At 74.5% G+C, this 18,083-nt stretch carries 13 protein-coding genes and 1 pseudogene; 9 read left to right on the top strand and 5 right to left on the bottom strand.

From position 1 onward, the window contains the following. Window positions 1-32: 32 nt before the first annotated feature. From OG247_RS08840 to OG247_RS08880, 9 genes and pseudogenes are all read left to right on the top strand, one after another. A complete protein-coding gene (locus OG247_RS08840) occupies window positions 33-1,157 on the top strand; it encodes an LLM class flavin-dependent oxidoreductase (protein WP_327251720.1) in 1,125 nt (374 codons plus the stop codon). Then, window positions 1,154-2,047: an SDR family NAD(P)-dependent oxidoreductase gene (locus OG247_RS08845; RefSeq protein ID WP_327251721.1), complete on the top strand. Its 894-nt coding sequence runs from the start codon at window positions 1,154-1,156 to the stop codon at window positions 2,045-2,047. The genes OG247_RS08840 and OG247_RS08845 overlap by 4 nt, the downstream gene beginning before the upstream one ends. Next, a complete protein-coding gene (locus OG247_RS08850; protein ID WP_327251722.1) occupies window positions 2,044-3,123 on the top strand; it encodes a GDSL-type esterase/lipase family protein in 1,080 nt (359 codons plus the stop codon). The genes OG247_RS08845 and OG247_RS08850 overlap by 4 nt, the downstream gene beginning before the upstream one ends. Before the next feature lie 139 nt (window positions 3,124-3,262). After that, window positions 3,263-4,219, top strand: coding sequence for an SCO0930 family lipoprotein (locus OG247_RS08855; protein ID WP_442813590.1), 957 nt, complete (start codon window positions 3,263-3,265; stop codon window positions 4,217-4,219). A 163-nt stretch (window positions 4,220-4,382) separates the two neighbouring features. Continuing rightward, window positions 4,383-5,294 (top strand): LytR/AlgR family response regulator transcription factor, encoded by a 912-nt coding sequence (locus OG247_RS08860; protein ID WP_327251724.1) that lies wholly within the window; start codon window positions 4,383-4,385, stop codon window positions 5,292-5,294. Window positions 5,295-5,565: 271 nt separating this feature from the next. Next, entirely contained in the window at window positions 5,566-5,841 is a 276-nt protein-coding gene (locus OG247_RS08865; RefSeq protein ID WP_250741408.1) for a hypothetical protein, read from the top strand. Window positions 5,842-5,985: 144 nt separating this feature from the next. Beyond that, the gene (locus tag OG247_RS08870) at window positions 5,986-7,794 is read left to right on the top strand and encodes a sodium/solute symporter (RefSeq protein ID WP_327251725.1); all 1,809 of its coding nucleotides are present in this window, start codon (window positions 5,986-5,988) and stop codon (window positions 7,792-7,794) included. Window positions 7,795-7,963: 169 nt separating this feature from the next. Then, window positions 7,964-9,199 carry a histidine kinase gene (locus OG247_RS08875; RefSeq protein WP_327251726.1) on the top strand — a complete coding sequence of 412 codons (1,236 nt, stop codon included), beginning with the start codon at window positions 7,964-7,966 and terminating at the stop codon, window positions 9,197-9,199. Between the two features lie 56 nt (window positions 9,200-9,255). After that, window positions 9,256-12,168, top strand: a pseudogene (locus OG247_RS08880) (helix-turn-helix transcriptional regulator); the annotation flags it as partial. 36 nt (window positions 12,169-12,204) lie between these two features. Here OG247_RS08880 and OG247_RS08885 read toward each other — a convergent pair. The 5 genes from OG247_RS08885 to OG247_RS08905 form a co-directional block, all read right to left on the bottom strand. Continuing rightward, window positions 12,205-12,777, bottom strand: a complete 573-nt coding sequence (locus OG247_RS08885; RefSeq protein WP_327257394.1) for a sigma-70 family RNA polymerase sigma factor — start codon at window positions 12,775-12,777, stop codon at window positions 12,205-12,207. A gap of 227 nt (window positions 12,778-13,004) precedes the next feature. After that, window positions 13,005-13,802 (bottom strand): VOC family protein, encoded by a 798-nt coding sequence (locus OG247_RS08890; RefSeq protein WP_327251727.1) that lies wholly within the window; start codon window positions 13,800-13,802, stop codon window positions 13,005-13,007. 163 nt (window positions 13,803-13,965) lie between these two features. Further along, window positions 13,966-15,474 (bottom strand): GuaB1 family IMP dehydrogenase-related protein, encoded by a 1,509-nt coding sequence (locus OG247_RS08895; protein ID WP_327251728.1) that lies wholly within the window; start codon window positions 15,472-15,474, stop codon window positions 13,966-13,968. A 2-nt stretch (window positions 15,475-15,476) separates the two neighbouring features. Further along, window positions 15,477-16,730 carry an XdhC family protein gene (locus OG247_RS08900; protein WP_327251729.1) on the bottom strand — a complete coding sequence of 418 codons (1,254 nt, stop codon included), beginning with the start codon at window positions 16,728-16,730 and terminating at the stop codon, window positions 15,477-15,479. Continuing rightward, complete coding sequence (locus OG247_RS08905) at window positions 16,730-18,043, bottom strand: IS701 family transposase (RefSeq protein WP_327251730.1); 1,314 nt, start codon at window positions 18,041-18,043, stop codon at window positions 16,730-16,732. Before OG247_RS08905 ends, OG247_RS08900 begins: the two co-directional genes overlap by 1 nt. Window positions 18,044-18,083 lie beyond the last annotated feature (40 nt).

Here is an 18,083-nt window from a genome sequence, read left to right on the forward strand (position 1 = left end):
ACACTTCGTCAGATCTGTCGCAGCGTGCCGCCATGGACCTGGACGTGCTCTACGAGATCGACGTGCCGCGGCCCTGGCGGGGAGCCCACCCGCACGGCCAGCGGGCCGCCGAGCAGCGCGCTTACCGAGAGGCGGTGGAGCAGATCCGGCTCGCCGACCGGATGGGCTTCCGTACCGTCTGGGCGGTCGAACACCACTTCCGCGAGGGCCGCTCGCACTGCCCGGCCCCCGAGGTCCTCCTCGGACACCTGGCCGGACTCACCGAGCGGATCCGGCTGGGCTTCGGCGTGACCCTGACCCCCTTCGCCTTCACCCCGCCGCAGCGCATCGCCGAGAAGGTCGCCACCGTCGACGTGCTCTCCGGCGGCCGGGTGGAGTGGGGGACCGGCCGGTCCACGCCCATGGAGCAGGCGGCCTTCGGGGTGGACCGGGAGAAGTCCCGCGACGACTGGCGCGAGGCCATCGAAATCGTGACCGGAATGTGGCGTGAGGAGTACTTCGCGTACGAATCTCCGCGCTTCAGCTTCCCGCGCCGCATGGTCACCCCCAAACCGGTCCAGGATCCTCACCCGCCCGCCTGGATGGCGGCCACCTCCCCCGGCTCCGCGGAGGTCGCGGGCACGCACGGCCTCGGGCTGCTCTCCTTCTCGATCATGCAGCCGCTGGAGGCAATGGCCGCCCAGGTCGCCGCCTACCGGGCGGCGGCCGCCGCCCCGCGCCCGCTCACCGACGTCACCACGGACCGGGTCGCCGCCTACACCCTGGTCCACGCCACCCCGCCGCGGACCGCCCCGGGGCCCCGGGTCTGGGACTCGGTCGCCTGGTGGTACTCCAACCTGGCGCGGTTCACCCTGGAGTGGGAGCTGCCGCACCTGAGCACCGAGGAGCGGGAGCGGACCTTCCCCCTGCTCACGCCGATCCTCGAAGGGAACGTACCCGTACGGGAGTTCAGCGACGGGGACATGATCCTCATCGGGGACGCGGAGGCGATCGTCACCAAGGCCAAGCGGTACGCGGACCTCGGCGTCGACCAGCTCATCTGCTACGTCCAGTGGGGGTACCTGGAGCACCGGGAGATCCTGCGGACCCTGGAGATCCTGGGCAAGGAAGTCATCCCGGAACTGGCCCGGTACACGCCCCGGAAAACCTCCGCGTGAGCGAGGGCCCCGACACGTCTCCCGTCCCCGACGGCTCGCCCGACCCGTCTCCCGTACCCGACGGCTCCCCCGACGCCTCACCCGGCCCCGACGACTCCCCCGTCCCCGACTACGCCGCCCTGCACCGCCTCGACGGCCGCGCCCTCGTCCTGCTCGGGGCGGGCAACGGCATCGGCCGCCAGACCGCGCACGCACTGGCCGCGGGCGGCGCCCGCGTGCTGTGCGTGGACGTGGACGAGGAGCGGGCCCGGGCGGTCGCCGCCGAGACCGGGGGCGTCCCGTACGCCGCCGACGTCACGCGCCGCGAGGCCGTGCGGGAGCTCTTCGCCGCGGCCCCGGAGCTGCTCGGCGGCCGCCCGGTCGGCGGGGTCGTCGACGTCGTCGGCATGGCCCGGTACGCCGCGCTGCCCGAGCTGGACGACTCCGCCTGGGACTGGCACTTCGACCTGGTGCTGCGGCACGCCTGGCTGGCCGTCCAGTACGGCGGCGAGGCCGTCGCCGCGGCCGGCGGCGGACCTCTGGTCTTCGTCGCCTCCGTCTCCGGGCTCACCGCGGCCCCGCTGCACGCCGCCTACGGGGCCGCGAAGGCCGGCCTGATGTCCTTGGTGCGCTCGGCGGCGGTAGAGCTGGGCCCGCGCGGGGTACGGGTCAACGCGGTGGCACCGGGGGTGGTGTGGACCCCGCGGGTCGCCGCACTGCTGGGGCCCGAGGGGCGCCGGCTCAACGCGCAGAACGCCCCGCTGGGCCGGGTCGCGGAGACCCGGGACATCGCGGCCGCACTGTACTTCCTGGCTTCGCCGCAGTCCTCGTACATGACGGGCCAGACGCTGGTCGTGGACGGCGGCGTCGGCGTGAAGTTCCCGTACCCGACGGTCGGAGGCGCACGATGAGCACACGGGAAGCCGGACCGGACGCGATCACGGCCACGGCCACAAACACGACCACATGCACGGACTACGGCAGCGACGGCAACGGGCCGTGGCTGGACCCCGGACCCTTCCTGCGCGGTGTGGCCTGGCTGGACGGGGGACGCCCCGTGCGGGCCGACCCGGCCGACACCATGCGGCTGCCCTGGGACACCGGCGAGCGGGCCACCCTGCCCATCGGGGTGCGCCTGGAGTTCACCGCGCCCGGCACCCGGGCGGTGGAGATCCACTACCGGGCGACCGTGCCCGGCCCCACCGACGCGCTCCGCGACCTCGCGCACGGCTTCGCCCTGTGGGACCGGCACGGCGTGGTCGGCGAGCTGTACACGGAGCCGGCCGCCGAAGCCGTCGTACGGCTCGAACTGCCCGGCGGATCCGGACCGTTCACCATCCACCCGCCCGAGACCCAGTCCCCGCTCATCCTCGGCCTGCGCGGGATCGGCGGCCCGCTCGCCCCCGCACCGCCCGCCACACGATGGGTGGTGCACGGCGACTCCATCACCGAGGGCTGGTGGTCCACCCGGCCCGCGCACGGCTGGCCCTCGGTGGCCGGGCGGGCGCTCGGCTGGGACACCGTCAACCTCGGCTACGCCGGGGCCGCGCGCGGGGAGCTGGCCTGCGCCGAGCAGCTCGCCGGACTCCCCGCAGACGTCCTCACCCTCGCCTTCGGCACCAACTGCTGGTCCCGCGTGCCCTTTTCTGCCCCGCTCTTGTACGAGACCACCCGCGCGTTCCTCGAACTGGTCCGCCAGGGCCACCCCCGGACCCCGCTGCTCCTCCTCTCCCCCGTGCTGCGCCCCGACGCGGAGCGCACCCCGAACAAGCTGGGCGCCACCCTGGGCGCCCTGCGCGATGCGATGGAGCGCGCCACCCGGGAGCGGATCGCCGCCGGGGACGAGCGGCTGGTGCTGCTGCCGGGGCGCGAGGTGCTGGGCCCCGAGCACTTGGCGGACGGCCTGCACCCCAACGACGCCGGGCACCGCACGCTCGGCCTCGCTGTGGCCACGGCCATGAAGCGGGCCGGGTTCGACGCGGGGTGAGTGAAACAGCCCACATCGGAGGAATTGAACAGATCGGCTCCAACGGGGCGTGTCCTGATCACAGTTGCCGCCGCTCCACTCCTCTCGAACGGATGGACGCGGCGGCGCAGGCAGGGACACACACGTGGGAGAGATCAAGATGGGCATCAAGCGCGGAACCACCCTGGCGGCCGTGGCGGTCGTCGTCGCACTCACCGCGACCGCGTGCGGCGGGAGCGACTCGGCGGGCGACACCGCCAAGCCTGCCGGAGCCGTCGCCGCTCCCTCCCAGGCCCCCTCCTCGGGCGACGGCGACGGCTACGGATCCGGTTCGGGCTCCGACGCCGACGCGGCCGGCGACGCGAAGCCGGCGGGCCAACTGGCCATCGCCCAGGACGAGAAGCTCGGCTCCGTCCTCGCCGACAGCGCGGGCTTCACCCTCTACCGCTTCGACAAGGACACCGCGAAGCCGTCGAAGTCCTCCTGCGACGGGGACTGCGCGAAGGTCTGGCCGGTGGTCGCGGCCGGCGACGCCACCGCCGCGGCGGGCATGGACCCGGCGCTGCTGGGCGAGGTGGTCCGTACCGACGGCAGCAAGCAGCTGACGGTGGCGGGCTGGCCCGTGTACCGGTACAGCAAGGACACCAAGGCGGGCGACACCAACGGGCAGGGCGTCGGCGGCACCTGGTTCGCGGCGGCCCCCGACGGCAAGAAGGCGGCGAAGGCGGCCCCCGCGCCCGCCGGAGCGGGCCAGGCCTCCGGTGCGCTGACCGTGGCCAAGGACCCGAAGCTCGGCGAGCACATCGTCGACGGCAACGGGATGACGGTCTACCGGTTCAAGCCGGACACCGCGTGGCCCATGGTCTCCAAGTGCGAGGGCGCCTGCGTGGCCAAGTGGCCGGTCGTACCGCCGGTGGACCAGGCGAACGCCAAGGGGATCATCCAGAAGAACTACCTCGTGCTCGACCGCCCCGACGGCAAGAAGCAGCAGACGGTGAACTGCTGGCCCGTCTACACCTTCACCGGTGACAAGAAGGCCGGCGACATCAACGGTCAGGGCGTCGGCGGCACCTGGTACGCGGTCGCCCCCGACGGCAAGCTCATCACCGTCCAGTAGCCCCGTCCCCCGAATCCCGTCCCCCGAATCCCGTTCGCCGGGACCCGTCCCCTTGAGACCGGTCCCCCGGACCACCCGACCGCGCGGCCCCCGCCTCCCCTCCCCCCGGGGCGGGGGCCGCGCACCGTTTCGCCCCGGCCGGGCGGAACCTAGACTCCGCATCATGCTGCGCGTACTGGCCGTCGACGACGAGAAGCCCCTGCTCGAAGAGCTCCTCTACTTGCTGCGCTCGGACCCCCGGGTGCTCAGCGCCGAGGGCGCCTCGGACGCCACCGAGGCGCTGCGGCGGATCAGCCGGGCGCTGGAGAGCGGCCCGGACGGGGCCGACGTCATCGACGTGGTCTTCCTCGACATCCACATGGCGGGGCTGACCGGGCTGGACATCGCCCGGCTGCTGGCCGGGTTCGCGCGGCCGCCGCTGATCGTGTTCGTCACCGCTCACGAGGGGTTCGCCGTACAGGCCTTCGACCTCAAGGCCGTGGACTACGTACTGAAGCCCGTCCGGCCCGAGCGGCTGGCCGAGGCCGTGCGGCGGGCCTGCGCGCAGTCCGGCAGGCCGGAGGAACGGCCCGCGGCGGTCGCCCCGGGGGCCGGGTCCGTGCCTGCGGTCGCGGCGGTGCCGGTGGCCCGCCCGGCCGCCGCCGAGATCCCCCGGGGCCCGGTGGCCCCCGCGGCCCCCGTCCCCGCTGTCGCCCCGTCCGCGGCCGCTTCGTCCGCCGCCGCCCGCGGCGCGGACCGCGCGCCCGAGCAGATAGCCGTCGAACTGGGCGGCGTGACCCGCTTCGTGGCGATCGCGGACATCGCGTACGTGGAGGCCCAGGGCGACTACGCCCGGCTGCACACCGACGAGGGCAGCCACCTGGTGCGGATTCCGCTGTCCACGCTGGAGGAGCGATGGGCGGCACGCGGTTTCGTCCGCATCCACCGCCGCCACCTGGTCGCACTGGCCCGTATCGACGAACTGCGCCTGGACGCGGGCACCACCACGGTCCGCGTCGGCGCGGCCGAACTCCAGGTGAGCCGCAGGCACACACGGGAGCTGAGGGACCTGCTGATGCGCCAGGCAATGGGCTGAACTGAACCGCCCTGGTCCGGGGCGCAGCCCCGGTTTCGGGAAGGGGCGGGGTGGGGGACGGCCCCGCGGGGCCCCGGCGCCGGCCCGGCCCGGGGGCCGGCAGGAGGCGGCCGCGGGGCGCGCCGACCGTCCGGCGCGGCGACGCACCGTTCGCCGTGCGGGGAGGCGCGTACGGCGATCCGCGTCGGCCGTCGGCCGCAGCGGTGGCCGAGCCGGCCGCCCGGGCGGACCCCCGCGGGTATCGTGGATCTTCGGCCCCGGGAGGAGGCACATGTCCGAAATCCAGGCGCTGCTCGACGCGTTGACCGGACTGCCCCGCACCCGTCCGGCCGGCCCCGCCGAGGCCGAGGTGCTGCTGGCCCGCCTGCGGAGCGCGGCCGCGCGCTGGGCCGACGTACTGTACGAGGCCCACGAGGGCGCGTACGGACACCTGCCGCCCCGGGCCGAAGCGGCCCTGACGCTGGCCTTCCGGCGCGCCGAGGAATCGTACGTGGAGCTGGAGATCGCCCTGCGGGACTGCGCGGAGCACCGCGATCCCGCCCGCTGAGCCATATCCGGCCTGACCTGCGAGTGGGCCTGTCGCCCGGTCCGTACGCGTGCGTAGACTCCCGGGATCCCGGCACACGACCGGGAGACCCGTCACCCGCGCCGGGCCGCGCCCGCGTCCGCGCCCCAGCCGAAGGACCCGCCGGTGAACCAGACGTACGCGCTGACCGCGGTCGCCGTCGTCGTCCTGGTCACGGTGCTGGTCGGCGCGCTGGGCCTGCGGATATCCAGGACCACCTCGGACTTCTACGTGGCTTCGCGCACGGTCGGCCCGCGCCTCAACGCGGCGGCCATCGGCGGCGAGTACCTCTCGGCGGCCTCCTTCCTCGGCGTGGCCGGGCTGGTGCTGCTCCAGGGGCCGCAGATGCTCTGGTATCCGGTGGGTTACACCGCCGGGTACCTGGTGCTCCTGGTGCTGGTCGCGGCACCGCTGCGCCGCTCGGGCGCGTACACGCTGCCCGATTTCGCCGAGGCCCGGCTCGAATCGCAGGCCGTGCGCCGGATCGCGGTGCTGTTCGTGCTCGGCGTCGGCTGGCTGTACCTGCTGCCGCAGCTCCAGGGCGCGGGGCTGACCCTGGAGATCCTGACCGGGGCCCCGCACTGGGTGGGCGGGGTGGTCGTCGCCTGCGTGGTGACGGCGGCGGTGGCGGCCGGCGGGATGCGGTCCATCACCTTCGTGCAGGCCTTCCAGTACTGGCTGAAGCTCACCGCCCTGCTGGTGCCCGCGTTCTTCCTGCTGGCGGCCTGGGCGGGGGACGGCGCCCCGCGCGCTTCCTTCGACGCCCCGGCGGTGTTCCGCGAGCACACCGCCGTCACGCTGGCCGAGGACGTACGGCTGTCCCTGGACGCGCCGCTGACGGTGACGGTGACCGGGCAGGTGGACGGGCGCGCGTACGCGGGGCAGTCCGTGACCCTCGGCGCCGGGGAGCATTCCGTACGGGCACGCGCCCGGCTGGAGTTCGCCCCGGACTCCGAGGTGCCGCAGAGCCGGGCGGAGGCCGCACCGGAGGTGTCGAGCTGGTCGGAGCCGCTGTCCGGGGACCGGCCGGAGCTGCGGCTGTACGCGACGTACGGGCTGATCCTGGCCACCTTCCTCGGGACCATGGGGCTGCCGCACGTGGCGGTGCGCTTCTACACGAGCCCGAACGGGCGGGCCGCGCGGCGCACCACCCTGGTGGTGCTCGGCCTGGTCGGCGCCTTCTACCTGCTGCCGCCGGTGTACGGGACGCTGGGCCGGATCTACACCCCGGAGCTGGCCCTCACGGGGGAGGCGGACGCGGTGGTGCTGGTGCTGCCGGCCCGGGTGGTGGGCGGGCTCGCCGGAGACCTGCTGGGGGCGCTGCTGGCGGGGGGCGCGTTCGCGGCGTTCCTGTCCACGGCTTCGGGACTGACGATGGCGGTGGCGGGGGTGCTGCACCAGGACGTGCTGCCTTCGCGCGGGGTGCGCAGTTTCCGGGTCGCGGTGCTGGTGGCGATCCTGGTGCCGCTGGCCGGGAGCGCGCTGGTGACACAGGTGCCGGTGGCGGACGCGGTGGGGCTGGCCTTCGCGGTGTCGGCGTCCTCGTTCTGTCCGCTGCTGGTGCTGGGGATCTGGTGGCGCGGGCTGACGCCGCCGGGGGCGGTGGCCGGGCTGGTGACGGGGGGCGGGGCGGCATTGAGCGCGGTGCTGGCGACGCGGGCCGGGCTGGCTCCGGCGGGGTGGGCGAACACGCTGCTGGCATGGCCGGCGGTGTGGTCGGTACCGCTCGGCTTCCTGACGATGGTGCTGGTGTCGCTGGGTACGCGCGGGCGGATCCCGCCGGGCACGTCGGCGACGCTGGCGCGGCTCCATCTCCCGGAGGACGTGGCCTCGGGGTCGGAGCCGGCTCCGACGACCGCCGGGGGCGCGGGCCCGGGCCCGGGCAGTGGCGAGGGCGTCTCCACGACGCCCTCGAGGAAGGGCGGCGATCTGTGACCGGAGCAGCACACCGGAACGAGAGCGGCGCTCCGATCATGGCGCGGTGCTCCACGGCCGGAGCGGAGCTCACGGCAGATGCCGGGGCCGCGGCGACCCGGAACACCGCTCTCGGCCGAGGCCGGTGCACGCCGACCGGAGCACTGCTCTCGACGAGGGGCGGCACACCATGACCGGAGCACTGCTCTCGGTGCTGGGCGCGGCCGGCGGAGTGCTGCTGCTGGGGCTCGGCTGGATCGGCGGGCGCCGCCAGGCCCGGCGGGGCGAGCGTGCCCTCGGCCTCGACCTCGGCACCCCCGTCGAACGGGCCACCTTCCACACCCTGCACACCGCCTCCCTCGCCGCTCCCCCGCTGCGCGCCGGCCTCACCGAGGACGCCGCCCGCAAGGCCGCCAAACGACTGCGTTCCCTCCTGGGCACCGAGGCCCTGTGCCTGACGGACCGCGGACACGTCCTCGCGTGGGACGGCCCGGGCGCCGACCACCACGAGCGCCGGGCGATGGCCCGGGTCGCGGTGATGCTGGAGTCGGGGCGCAGCCAGAGCGTGCGCACCGAGTGCGAGCGGCCCGACTGCCCCCTCAAGTGGGCCGTGGTGGCCCCGCTGACCGGCGAGGACGGGATGCTGGGAGCGCTGGTCGCCTACGGCTCGCGGGAGTCGGCGGTGCTGGTGCGGGCCGCCACCGAGGTCGCGCGCTGGGTCTCCGTGCAGCTGGAGCTCTCCGAGCTGGACCGTTCGCGGACCCGGCTGATGGAGGCCGAGATCAAGGCGCTGCGCGCGCAGATCTCCCCGCACTTCATCTTCAATTCCCTGGCCGCGATCGCCTCGTTCGTGCGTACCGATCCGGAGCGGGCGCGGGACCTGCTGCTGGAGTTCGCGGACTTCACCCGGTACTCCTTCCGGCGGCACGGGGAGTTCACCACGCTGGCCGAGGAGTTGCGGTCCATCGAGCAGTACCTGGCGCTGGCCGGGGCCCGGTTCGGGGAGCGGCTCAAGCTGACCTTGCAGGTGGCGCCCGAGGTGCTGCCGGTGGCGCTGCCGTTCCTGTGCCTGCAGCCGCTGGTGGAGAACGCGGTCAAGCACGGGCTGGAGGATTCGACCGGGGAGTGCAAGATCACCATCGCGGCCCGGGACGCCGGCGCGGAGGCGCTGATCACCATCGAGGACAACGGCGTCGGGATGGATCCGGCCCTGCTGCGCCGGATCCTGGCCGGGGAGCACGCGGGCTCCTCCTCGGGCATCGGGCTGACCAATGTGGACGATCGGCTGCGCCAGGTCTACGGGGACGGCCACGGGCTCGTCATCGAAACGGGCGTGGGCGCGGGCATGAAGATAACGGTGCGGATTCCCAAATACCGTGCGGGGGTGCACAGTTCGGCCCCACCTGGCCGAATTCCCCGGCGCTGACCGGCCCGTGAGCTGCCATCCTGGAGCGGGCGCGAACGACCGGAGGGATCGCCGACGTGCGGGTCGGGCGAGAGCAGCACCGCGACGAGTGCCGTGACGCGTTACGGGCATGGGTGCGGGCGGGTGCGGAGGGCGGCGGAGCCTGCCTGATCGTGGAAGGGGAGCCGGGCGCGGGCCGTACGGCCTTCCTGCGCGAGGCGCTGACCGAGGCGGCCGCGCTCGGCTGCCGGGTGCGGTACGGGGCGGCCGAGGCACTGGGCACCGGGCTTCCGCTGCGCGCGGCGCTGGACTGCCTTCACCCGGCCGGTCCCGGGCGCGCGCGGGCGCTGGCCCTGCTGCGGGAGGCCGCCCGGTCGGCCGAGCCCGGCGGCGCACTGCTGGCGGCCGTGGACCTGCTGGCCGGCGACGTGGAGGAGTGGTGCGCGCGGCGGCCGCTGCTGCTGGCCCTGGACGACCTCCAGTGGGCGGATCCGGCCTCCCTGCTGCTGTGGCGCCACCTCGCACGGGCCACGCAGCGGCTGCCGCTGCTGCTGCTGACGGCCCGGCGGCGGCTGCCCCGGCGGGCGGAGGTGGAGGAGCTGTGCGTCTCCCTGGGCGGCGGGCCGGGCGGGCGGACGCTCCGGCTGGAGCCGCTGACGGGGGCGGAGTCGGCCGCGCTGGTCCGCGAGGTGCTGGGAGCCGCGCCCGGACCCCGGCTGCGGGAGGCCGCCGGGCACGCGGGCGGCAACCCCCGGCTACTGCGGGAGCTGCTCGCGCACTGGTCCGGCCTCATCGAAGTCGGCGAGTCGTCCGCCGAACTGACGCTCCCCGTAACGGACTTGCCGCCGCCCCCGGAGGCGGCGACCCGCGAGCTGAGCCGGCTCCCCCCGGCAACCCTGGCCACGCTCCGGCACGCCGCCCTGCTCGGACCGGCCTTCACGGCGCGCGAGCTGGCCCTCGTACGGACGCTCCCCGTCCGGGACCTGCTCGCCGACCTGGAGACGCCCCTCCTGACCGGAGTACTGGAACCGGCCCCCCTGCCCGCCGCGCTCCCGGCGGGACCGCCCGGGCACCACCCGGCCGACGGTGACGGCCTGCGGTTCCGGCAGCCGGCCGTACGGCTGGCCCTGTACGCGGAGCTGCCGCGCGCCGCCCGCGGCGTCCTGCACCAGGACGCCGCGCGGGCCTTCGCCGAGGCGGGGCTCGATCCCGCCCGGACCGCGGCACAGCTGCTGGCCGGTGGGGTGCTGGACCCGTGGGCGGTGCGGTGGACGGCCCGGTCGGCGCAGGTCCTGATCGCGGTGGCACCCGAAACGGCGGCCGCCCTGCTGCGCCGGGCCGTGGAACAGAGCACGGAACGGAACACCGAGCGGGGCACGGAGCAGACCACCGAGTGGGGCACCGGACAGGGCGCGGGCCCGGCTCCTGCGCAAGGCGCCGGGCAGAGCCGGGAGCAGCGCGCGGACCAGTCCCCGGACCAGCCCCCGGACGAGCCCGGGAGTCCGTACCGGGAGGCCCTGGAGGACGGCCTCGCCGATGCCGCGCTGACGCTGCGCCGGCCCGAGTCGGTGGAGCTGCTCCGGACGCTGCGGGAGCGGGCGCGGGATCCCGGGCGGCGGGCCGCACTCGCCTTCAAGCTGGTGTCGGCGCTGATGATCCAGGGGGACATGGCCCGTTCCCTGGAGGTCACCGAGGAGGCGCTGGCCGAGGAGGCGCTGGCCGAGGAGGCGCACTTCGCGGGACTGCGGTTGCGCCTGGAAGCGTGCCGGGTGCTGGCGCTGGCCGATCTGCACCGGCCGGAGGAGGCGTACGCGCTGGCCGGGCCGCTGGTCGCCCGGGCGCGGCTGCTCGGCGATCCGCTCTGTGGAGCGGAGGCCGAACACGCCATGTCCTTCGCGCTGTTCCACCTCAACCGGGGCCGGGAGTCGCTGCGTCACGTGGCGGCCGGGATCGCGCACGCCCGCCGCAGCCCGGCCGCCAACGACATGCGGCTGCTGCTGCTCGCCAACCAGGCCGAGGGCCACCTGCGGTTCGACGAGCCGCACGCCGCCGCCGCGGCGCTGCGCGAGGCCCGGCAGCTGGCGGCCCGGACCGGTTCGACGGGCCGGCTCGTGGTCACGGAGGCCCTGCTGGCCGACCTCCGCTACCGGCTCGGCGACTGGGACGCCGCGCTGGCCGGTCTCGCCCGGGCGCAGGGCATGCCCGTCTCGGACGGCTGGCTGCCGGTGCTGACCCACGGGCTGCGCGCCCTGATCCTGGGCCACCGTGGCGAACAGGACGCCGCCCGGGCGGAGTTGGCCGCGCTGGGCCCGGACGCGCACGAGCCGCCCGCGGCCCGTCGGCACACCGCGCGCGTCCTGCTGGCCCGCGCCCTGCTGGCGGAGCGCGAGGGGCGTCCCCGCGAGGCGCTGGAGGCGCTGCTTCCCGCGCTGGAGGACGGTGTGGACGAGGCGGTGGCCTTCGACCGCCCCTGGGCGCTGTCGGAGGCCGTCCGACTCGCGCTGGAGGACCGGGACACCGAGGCGGCCCGGTCGGCGGTGGCCGCCTGCGCCCGCACGGCGGCGGCCCTGCCGGAGCAGCCGGGTCCGGCGCTGGCGCTGCTGCGCTGCCGCGGGCTGTTCGCGCAGGACCCGGAGCTGCTGGCGGAGACGGCGGCGCTGGCGCGGGGCGGCCTGGTGGCGGGCCAGACCCTGGAGGACCTGGCGGTGGCCCGGGCCTGGCACGGGGACCTGCCGGGCGCGCGGTCGGCGCTGACCGGCGCGGTGGCCTCGTACGAGCTCCTCGGCGCCCGGTGGGACATCGCCCGGGCCGACGCCCGGCTGCGGAGCCTGGGTGTGCGCAGGGGGAGCCGGGCGGCGCGGCGCAGGCCCGCGCGGGGGTGGGAGGCGCTGACTCCGGCGGAGCTGAAGGTGGCGCTGCTGGTCGCGCGGGGCCGGACGAACCCCGAGATCGCCTCGGCGCTGTTCCTGTCCCGCCGGACCGTGCAGACCCACGTCTCGCACATCCTGGGGAAACTGGAGGTCCGCTCACGCGCGGAGGTGGCCGTCATCGTAGCCGGGCAGGAGGGCGCGCAGGGCCCGCAGGGCGTAGTACGTACGGGATTTGACCGTACCGGCGGGCACCCCGAGCGCTTCGGCGGCCTCGCAGACGCTGGCCCCGCGGAAGTAGATGAGCAGGAGCACGGCCCGGTGATCGGGGCTGAGTAATCGCAGGGCCTCGCGGACGTCGAGGACGGCGGCGGACCGCTCGGTGCGGTCCTCGTCGGCGGGCGACTGTTCCAGCCCGTCGGGCCCGACTTCGGCGGGGCGCGACAGCCGGGCCCTGCGGGCGTCGATGGCCACGCGCCGGGCGACGGTGTAGAGCCAGGGCCGCATGGAGGCGTGGGCGCCGCTCTCCAGGGCCTCGGGGTGCTTCCAGGCCCGGAACAGGGTCTCCTGGACGAGGTCCTCGGCCCGGTGGCGGTCACCGAAGGTGAGGCCGAGGAGGAATCCGTGGAGCGCCTTGCCGTGTTCCCGCTCCAGCCGGGCGAGGGCGTAGGCGTCGGTGCGGCGGCGGGTGACCGGGACGGCGCCGGTGCCGGTGCCGGCATCCGCCGGCATGGGCGACCTGGACGTCATGGACGACACGAGCGACATGGGCTTCCCCTTCCGAGTCGGGATGCCCTGAGCGTGCCGGACCGTGCGCGCGGAGTTATCCGCCGCCTGACGTATCCCGGCGCACCCTGCGCCCACCGGTCGTCCCCCGTCGGTGAACGGTCGTCCCGGGCGCCGCGGCGGGCGGTGTGGCCGGGGGAAAGGCGGCGGTCCGGGCCCCCGATCTCAGGTCGTCAGTCCTTGGTCGGGTCCAGCACCACGAAGTCGGCGTTCGACGGGTCCAGGCAGACGGCCAGCCGGCCGACGCCCTCGGCGTCCGCGGGACCCATCTGTACGCTGCCGCCGCGCGCGGTGACCCCGGCGACGGCCGCGTCACAGTCGGTGACGTGGAAGACCGGGTGCCAGTACGGCCGCCCGCCCGCCACGGCGAGGTCGTCCGCGGAGAGTTCCATGAGGCCGCCCTGCATGCTCCCCTCGGGCTGCCCGGCGGGGGTGATCAGGGTGTACGTGCCTTCGCCTCCCGGCATCCGCATGTCGCTGAACTGCCAGCCGAAGACGGTCCCGTAGAACTCCCGGGCGGCCGTTGCGTCGCTCGTGTACAGCTCGGTCCAGGACAACGACCCCGGCTGGTCCACGAGGTCGACGCCCTTGGTCTCGCCGGGCTGCCAGACGGCGAACTGGCCTCCCAGCGGGTCGCTGAACTGCGCCATCGTGCCCCACTCGTCGAGCTTCCTCGGCTCCACCCGGACGGTGCCGCCGGCGCTCCGGACGGCCCGGGTCGTGGCCTCGGCGTCGGGGACGCTGTAGTAGATCATCCAGGCCGGGCGGGCGCCTTCCTCGGTGAGCTTGCCCAGCCCGGCGACGATCTTGCCGTCCTTCCGGAACATGCCGCCCTCCATGTCCTCACCCTCGCCCATGGACTCGTAGTCCCACCCGAGGACGGCCCCGTAGAAGGCCGCCGCGGCGGGGACGTCGGGTGCGCCGAGGTCGAGCCAGCAGGGGGAGCCGGGGACGAAGTCAGTGGTGATCATGACGACTGCCTTTCGCGGATCGGGTACGACCAGCGTGGCACCGGACCCCTGCCCCCGCCCGTCGGTCCCCTGCCCGTCGGTCCCGCGGCCCCGGTCCCGGGCGGGTCCGGACAGCACTGCGCCGGGGCCCCCACGGGGACCCCGGCGCGGTGGTGAGGCTCGACTAGCTCCAGCTGGCGTGCAGCGGCTTGCCCTCGGCGTAGCCCGCGGCGGACTGGATGCCGACGACGGCCTTCTCCTCGAACTCCGCGAGGGAGGCCGCACCGGCGTAGGTGCAGGAGGAGCGGACGCCCGCGATGATCGAGTCGATCAGGTCCTCGACGCCGGGGCGGGCCGGGTCCAGGAACATCCGCGAGGTGGAGATGCCCTCCTCGAAGAGGCCCTTGCGGGCACGGTCGTAGGAGGACTCCTCCGAGGTGCGGTTCTGGACCGCGCGCGCGGAGGCCATGCCGAAGGACTCCTTGTACAGGCGGCCGTCGGCCGACTGCTGCAGGTCGCCCGGGGACTCGTACGTACCGGCGAACCAGGAGCCGATCATGACGTTGGACGCACCGGCGGCCAGCGCCATCGCCACGTCGCGCGGGTGACGGACGCCGCCGTCGGCCCAGACGTGCTTGCCGTGCTTCTTCGCCTCGGCGGCGCATTCCAGCACCGCGGAGAACTGCGGGCGGCCCACACCGGTCATCATGCGGGTGGTGCACATGGCGCCCGGGCCCACACCGACCTTGATGATGTCGGCGCCGGCGTCGATCAGGTCCTTGACGCCCTCGGCGGCGACGATGTTGCCGGCCACGATCGGGACCTGCGGGTCGAGGGCGCGGACGGCCTTGATCGCGCTGATCATCGATTCCTGGTGACCGTGCGCGGTGTCGATGACGAGCGTGTCCACGCCCGCGTCGAGCAGCTGCTTGGCCTTGGCCACGAAGTCGCCGTTGATGCCGACGGCGGCGGCGATGCGCAGCTTTCCGTTGGCGTCGGTGGCGGGGGTGTACAGGGTCGCGCGCAGCGCGGCCTTGCGGGTGAGGATGCCGACGAGCTTGCCGTCCTTGTCGACGGCGGGGGCCAGCTTGCGGTGGCCGGCGTCGAGCTTGGTGAAGGCCTCGCGGGGGTCGATGTCGGCGTCGATGAGCAGGAGCTCCTTCGACATGACCTCGGAGAGCTGGGTGAAGCGGTCCACGCCGGTCAGGTCGTGGTCGGTGACGACACCGACCGGGCGGCCGTCCGCGTCGACGACGACGCCGGCGCCGTGGGCCCGCTTGGGCAGCAGGGACAGCGCGTCGGCGACGGTCTGGGTGGGCGCCAGCGTGATCGGGGTGTCGAGCACGAGGTGGCGCGTCTTCACCCAGGAGATGACGTCGGTGACGACCTCGATCGGGATGTCCTGCGGGATGACGACGATGCCGCCGCGGCGGGCGACCGTCTCGGCCATCCGGCGGCCGGCGATGGCGGTCATGTTGGCCACGACCAGGGGAATGGTGGTGCCGGTGCCCTCAGGCGCGGAAAGGTCGACGCCCTGCCGGGAACCGACCGCGGAGCGGCTCGGCACCATGAACACATCGTCGTACGTCAGGTCGTACGGCGGCTTCAGGTCATTGAGAAAACGCACGTGCTGAACATCCCAGTCGTTCGGAGGTGACCCCGACAGGGCAGTCGAGGAACGCACGTACTTCATTCTCACACGACCTGGTGTTCACACCGCCCCGGCCGATCGTCCAGGACATTTGGGGCCGGATGGTCGCTTCCTACGGGACCTTGGTCCTCCGGATGGTGGGCCGTGGCGGGTCCGCCCGGCCGTGGTGGGTCCGCCCGGCCGTGGACGGGCCCTTGGCTCCCGGCCAGGGGGAGAATCGTTCCGCCGTACCGGACGGCCGTGAACTCGGCGGCGATGGCGAGCGCGGTCTCCTCGGGGGTTCCCCCGCCGAGGTCCAGGCCGATCGGCGAGCGCAGCCGGGTCAGCGCGGCCGCCTCCACCCCCTCCGCCCGCAGCCTCCGCGCCCGGTCCTCGTGGGTGCGCCGCGAGCCCATGGCGCCCACGTACCCGAGCGGCAGGCGCAGCGCGAGCGTCAGCAGCGGGACGTCGAACTTGGCGTCGTGGGTCAGGACGCACACGGTCGTACGGGAATCCAGGCGTCCCGCCTCCCATTCCGCGGCCAGGTGCCGGTGCGGCCAGTCCACGACCACCTCGTGGGCGTCGGGGAACCGGGCGGCCGTGACGAATACGGGCCGGGCGTCGCAGACCGTGACCCGGTAGCCCAGGAAGGAGCCGATCCGGGTGAGGGCGGCGGCGAAGTCGATGGCCCCGTAGACCAGCAACCGGGGCGGCTCGGCGGCCGATTCGACCAGCAGGGTCAGGGGCTGCCCGCAGAGCCCGCCCGCGGTGCCCAGCTCGGCGGTGCCGGTGCGGCCGGCCGCGAGCCAGCCCCGGACCCGCTCGGCGGCGGCCCGGTCCAGCGCGGCGCCCCCGCCGAGGCGGCCCTCGTAGGAGCCGTCGGCGTGCACGGCGATGGCCCGGCCCAGCTGTTCCGGCGGCCCGCAGACCACCCGGCCCAGCGCGGAACGGGAACCGGCGCAGGCAGCGTCGAGCACCGCGCCGACGACGGGCCGCACCGGGTCGTGCCGGCGCACCGGGGTGATCAGGACGTCGAGGACTCCCCCGCAGGTCAGCCCGACCGCGAAGGCGTCGTCGTCGCTGTACCCGAAGCGGTGCACGCCGCCGCGCCCGGAGGCGATGGCTTCGAGGCACAGCTCGTGCACGGCGGATTCCACGCAGCCCCCGGAGAGGGAGCCGAGCGCGGTGCCCGCGGTGTCGACGGCCAGTGAGGCGCCCGGGCCGCGCGGCGCGCTGCCGCTGACGGCGACCACCGTGGCCAGGGCGAAGTCCCGTCCGGCGGCGCACCACGCGCGTAGCTCTTCGGCGATGTCGAGCATCAGCGGATGTACTCGCGACGCGGGCTCTGCCCGGGGATGACCGGTCTCGGCGGCAGGGCGGGAGCGCCGGCGGCGTGCGCGGCGGTGACCGTACGGGCGGGGGCGGTGCGGGCCGGGCCGGGGTACGGCTCGGCTCTTGGCGGGTGGGGTTCCCGCCCGCGGGCACCGAGGAGCATCGCGGCGTGGGCGACGCTGGCGAGGGTGGCGTGGTGGTGCCAGCCCCGGAAGGAGCGGCCCTCGAAGTCCCGGATTCCGGCGGGCTCGCAGATCTCGGCGAAGTCGAGGGCGACCCGGTCGGTGAGTTTGGCGAGGAGGAAGAGCTGCGCGAGCGGCCGGTCGCCGATGTTGGTGATCCAGAACTCCGAGGGCAGCAGGGCCGTCTCGGTCCAGGCCCCGACGAGCAGCAGCGGGGTGGGCGGGGCCGGCACGATGCGGTCCTCCCCGGGGGTGGCGAAGATGGCGGCCGAGGTGAGCAGGGTGACCGCTCCCTCGGCGCGGCCGTGCCGGGTCCATTCGACGACGCGCCGCTGGGAGCGCAGGGAGTCGATCAGCTCGCGGGCCGGCGCGGTGTGCGGGCCGGGCTTGTGCCGGCCCGCCCCGCCGAAGGAGACGGGCAGGGTGCCGTCCACTTTGAATACGAAGGGGATGTCCTGCATCGCGAACGACTCGATGCACTGGGGCAGTTCGCTGTTGGAGACTTCCATCACCACGGGCCTGCGCTGGAGTTGCCAGGTGGAGGCCATCCGCTGGACCGCGTGTACCGCGTCCTGGGCGGGGGTGAGCGAGCGGGCCGTGTCGGGGATCCCGGCCCGCCGGCGGCGCAGGAGTTCCGCCGTCCAGGGCCCGGGGAGGGTGAGGGTCCATTCGACGGGGAAGCCGGCATCACTGGAGGTGAGCCAGATCCCGCTGGCCTGCTGACAGTTGGCGGTGCGGCCCAGCTGGGGGACGAACTGCCGTCCCACGCCGACCGACCGGTCGCCGGCCTTCTCGATGACCATGGGCTGCACCACCCAGGCCAGCGGGCGCTGCGCGGTGCGTTCCAGGTGCTGGGCGAGGGAGCGGCGGACGGGGGTCCAGTCCCAGGGGGATTTGCTGATGAACTGCTGAAGGCTCTGCTCGACGGAACTGGCCCCGGTTCCGGCAATGTTACGAATTGTTTTCTTGCCGTTCGTCTGCACCAGGCCGTTCAAGTATACGCGGGCCCAGTTTCGCTGGTCCCGCCGAGGTAACGACTCGAAGAAGAGCGAGATCAGTACGTCGATCAATTCGGAGATTTCCTTCGTGGATTCCTCCGGCAGGACTACGCGAGCCATCTGGGCCTCCCCCGCGACCAGCTAGATCCATTACCCTACT

The organism is Streptomyces sp. NBC_01244, assembly GCF_035987325.1.
GTDB lineage: Bacteria > Actinomycetota > Actinomycetes > Streptomycetales > Streptomycetaceae > Streptomyces.

Excerpts from the sequence above, each read along its gene's own strand:
- OG247_RS08850 (WP_327251722.1), top strand. The coding sequence starts at position 2,044 with ATGAGCACACGGGAAGCCGGACCGGACGCGATCACGGCCACGGCCACA.
- OG247_RS08885 (WP_327257394.1), bottom strand. The coding sequence starts at position 12,777 with ATGCCGGCGGATGCCGGCACCGGCACCGGCGCCGTCCCGGTCACCCGC.
- OG247_RS08860 (WP_327251724.1), top strand. The coding sequence starts at position 4,383 with ATGCTGCGCGTACTGGCCGTCGACGACGAGAAGCCCCTGCTCGAAGAG.
- OG247_RS08840 (WP_327251720.1), top strand. The coding sequence starts at position 33 with ATGGACCTGGACGTGCTCTACGAGATCGACGTGCCGCGGCCCTGGCGG.
- OG247_RS08900 (WP_327251729.1), bottom strand. The coding sequence starts at position 16,730 with ATGCTCGACATCGCCGAAGAGCTACGCGCGTGGTGCGCCGCCGGACGG.
- OG247_RS08875 (WP_327251726.1), top strand. The coding sequence starts at position 7,964 with ATGACCGGAGCACTGCTCTCGGTGCTGGGCGCGGCCGGCGGAGTGCTG.
- OG247_RS08865 (WP_250741408.1), top strand. The coding sequence starts at position 5,566 with ATGTCCGAAATCCAGGCGCTGCTCGACGCGTTGACCGGACTGCCCCGC.
- OG247_RS08890 (WP_327251727.1), bottom strand. The coding sequence starts at position 13,802 with ATGATCACCACTGACTTCGTCCCCGGCTCCCCCTGCTGGCTCGACCTC.
- OG247_RS08905 (WP_327251730.1), bottom strand. The coding sequence starts at position 18,043 with ATGGCTCGCGTAGTCCTGCCGGAGGAATCCACGAAGGAAATCTCCGAA.
- OG247_RS08895 (WP_327251728.1), bottom strand. The coding sequence starts at position 15,474 with ATGAAGTACGTGCGTTCCTCGACTGCCCTGTCGGGGTCACCTCCGAAC.
- OG247_RS08855 (WP_442813590.1), top strand. The coding sequence starts at position 3,263 with ATGGGCATCAAGCGCGGAACCACCCTGGCGGCCGTGGCGGTCGTCGTC.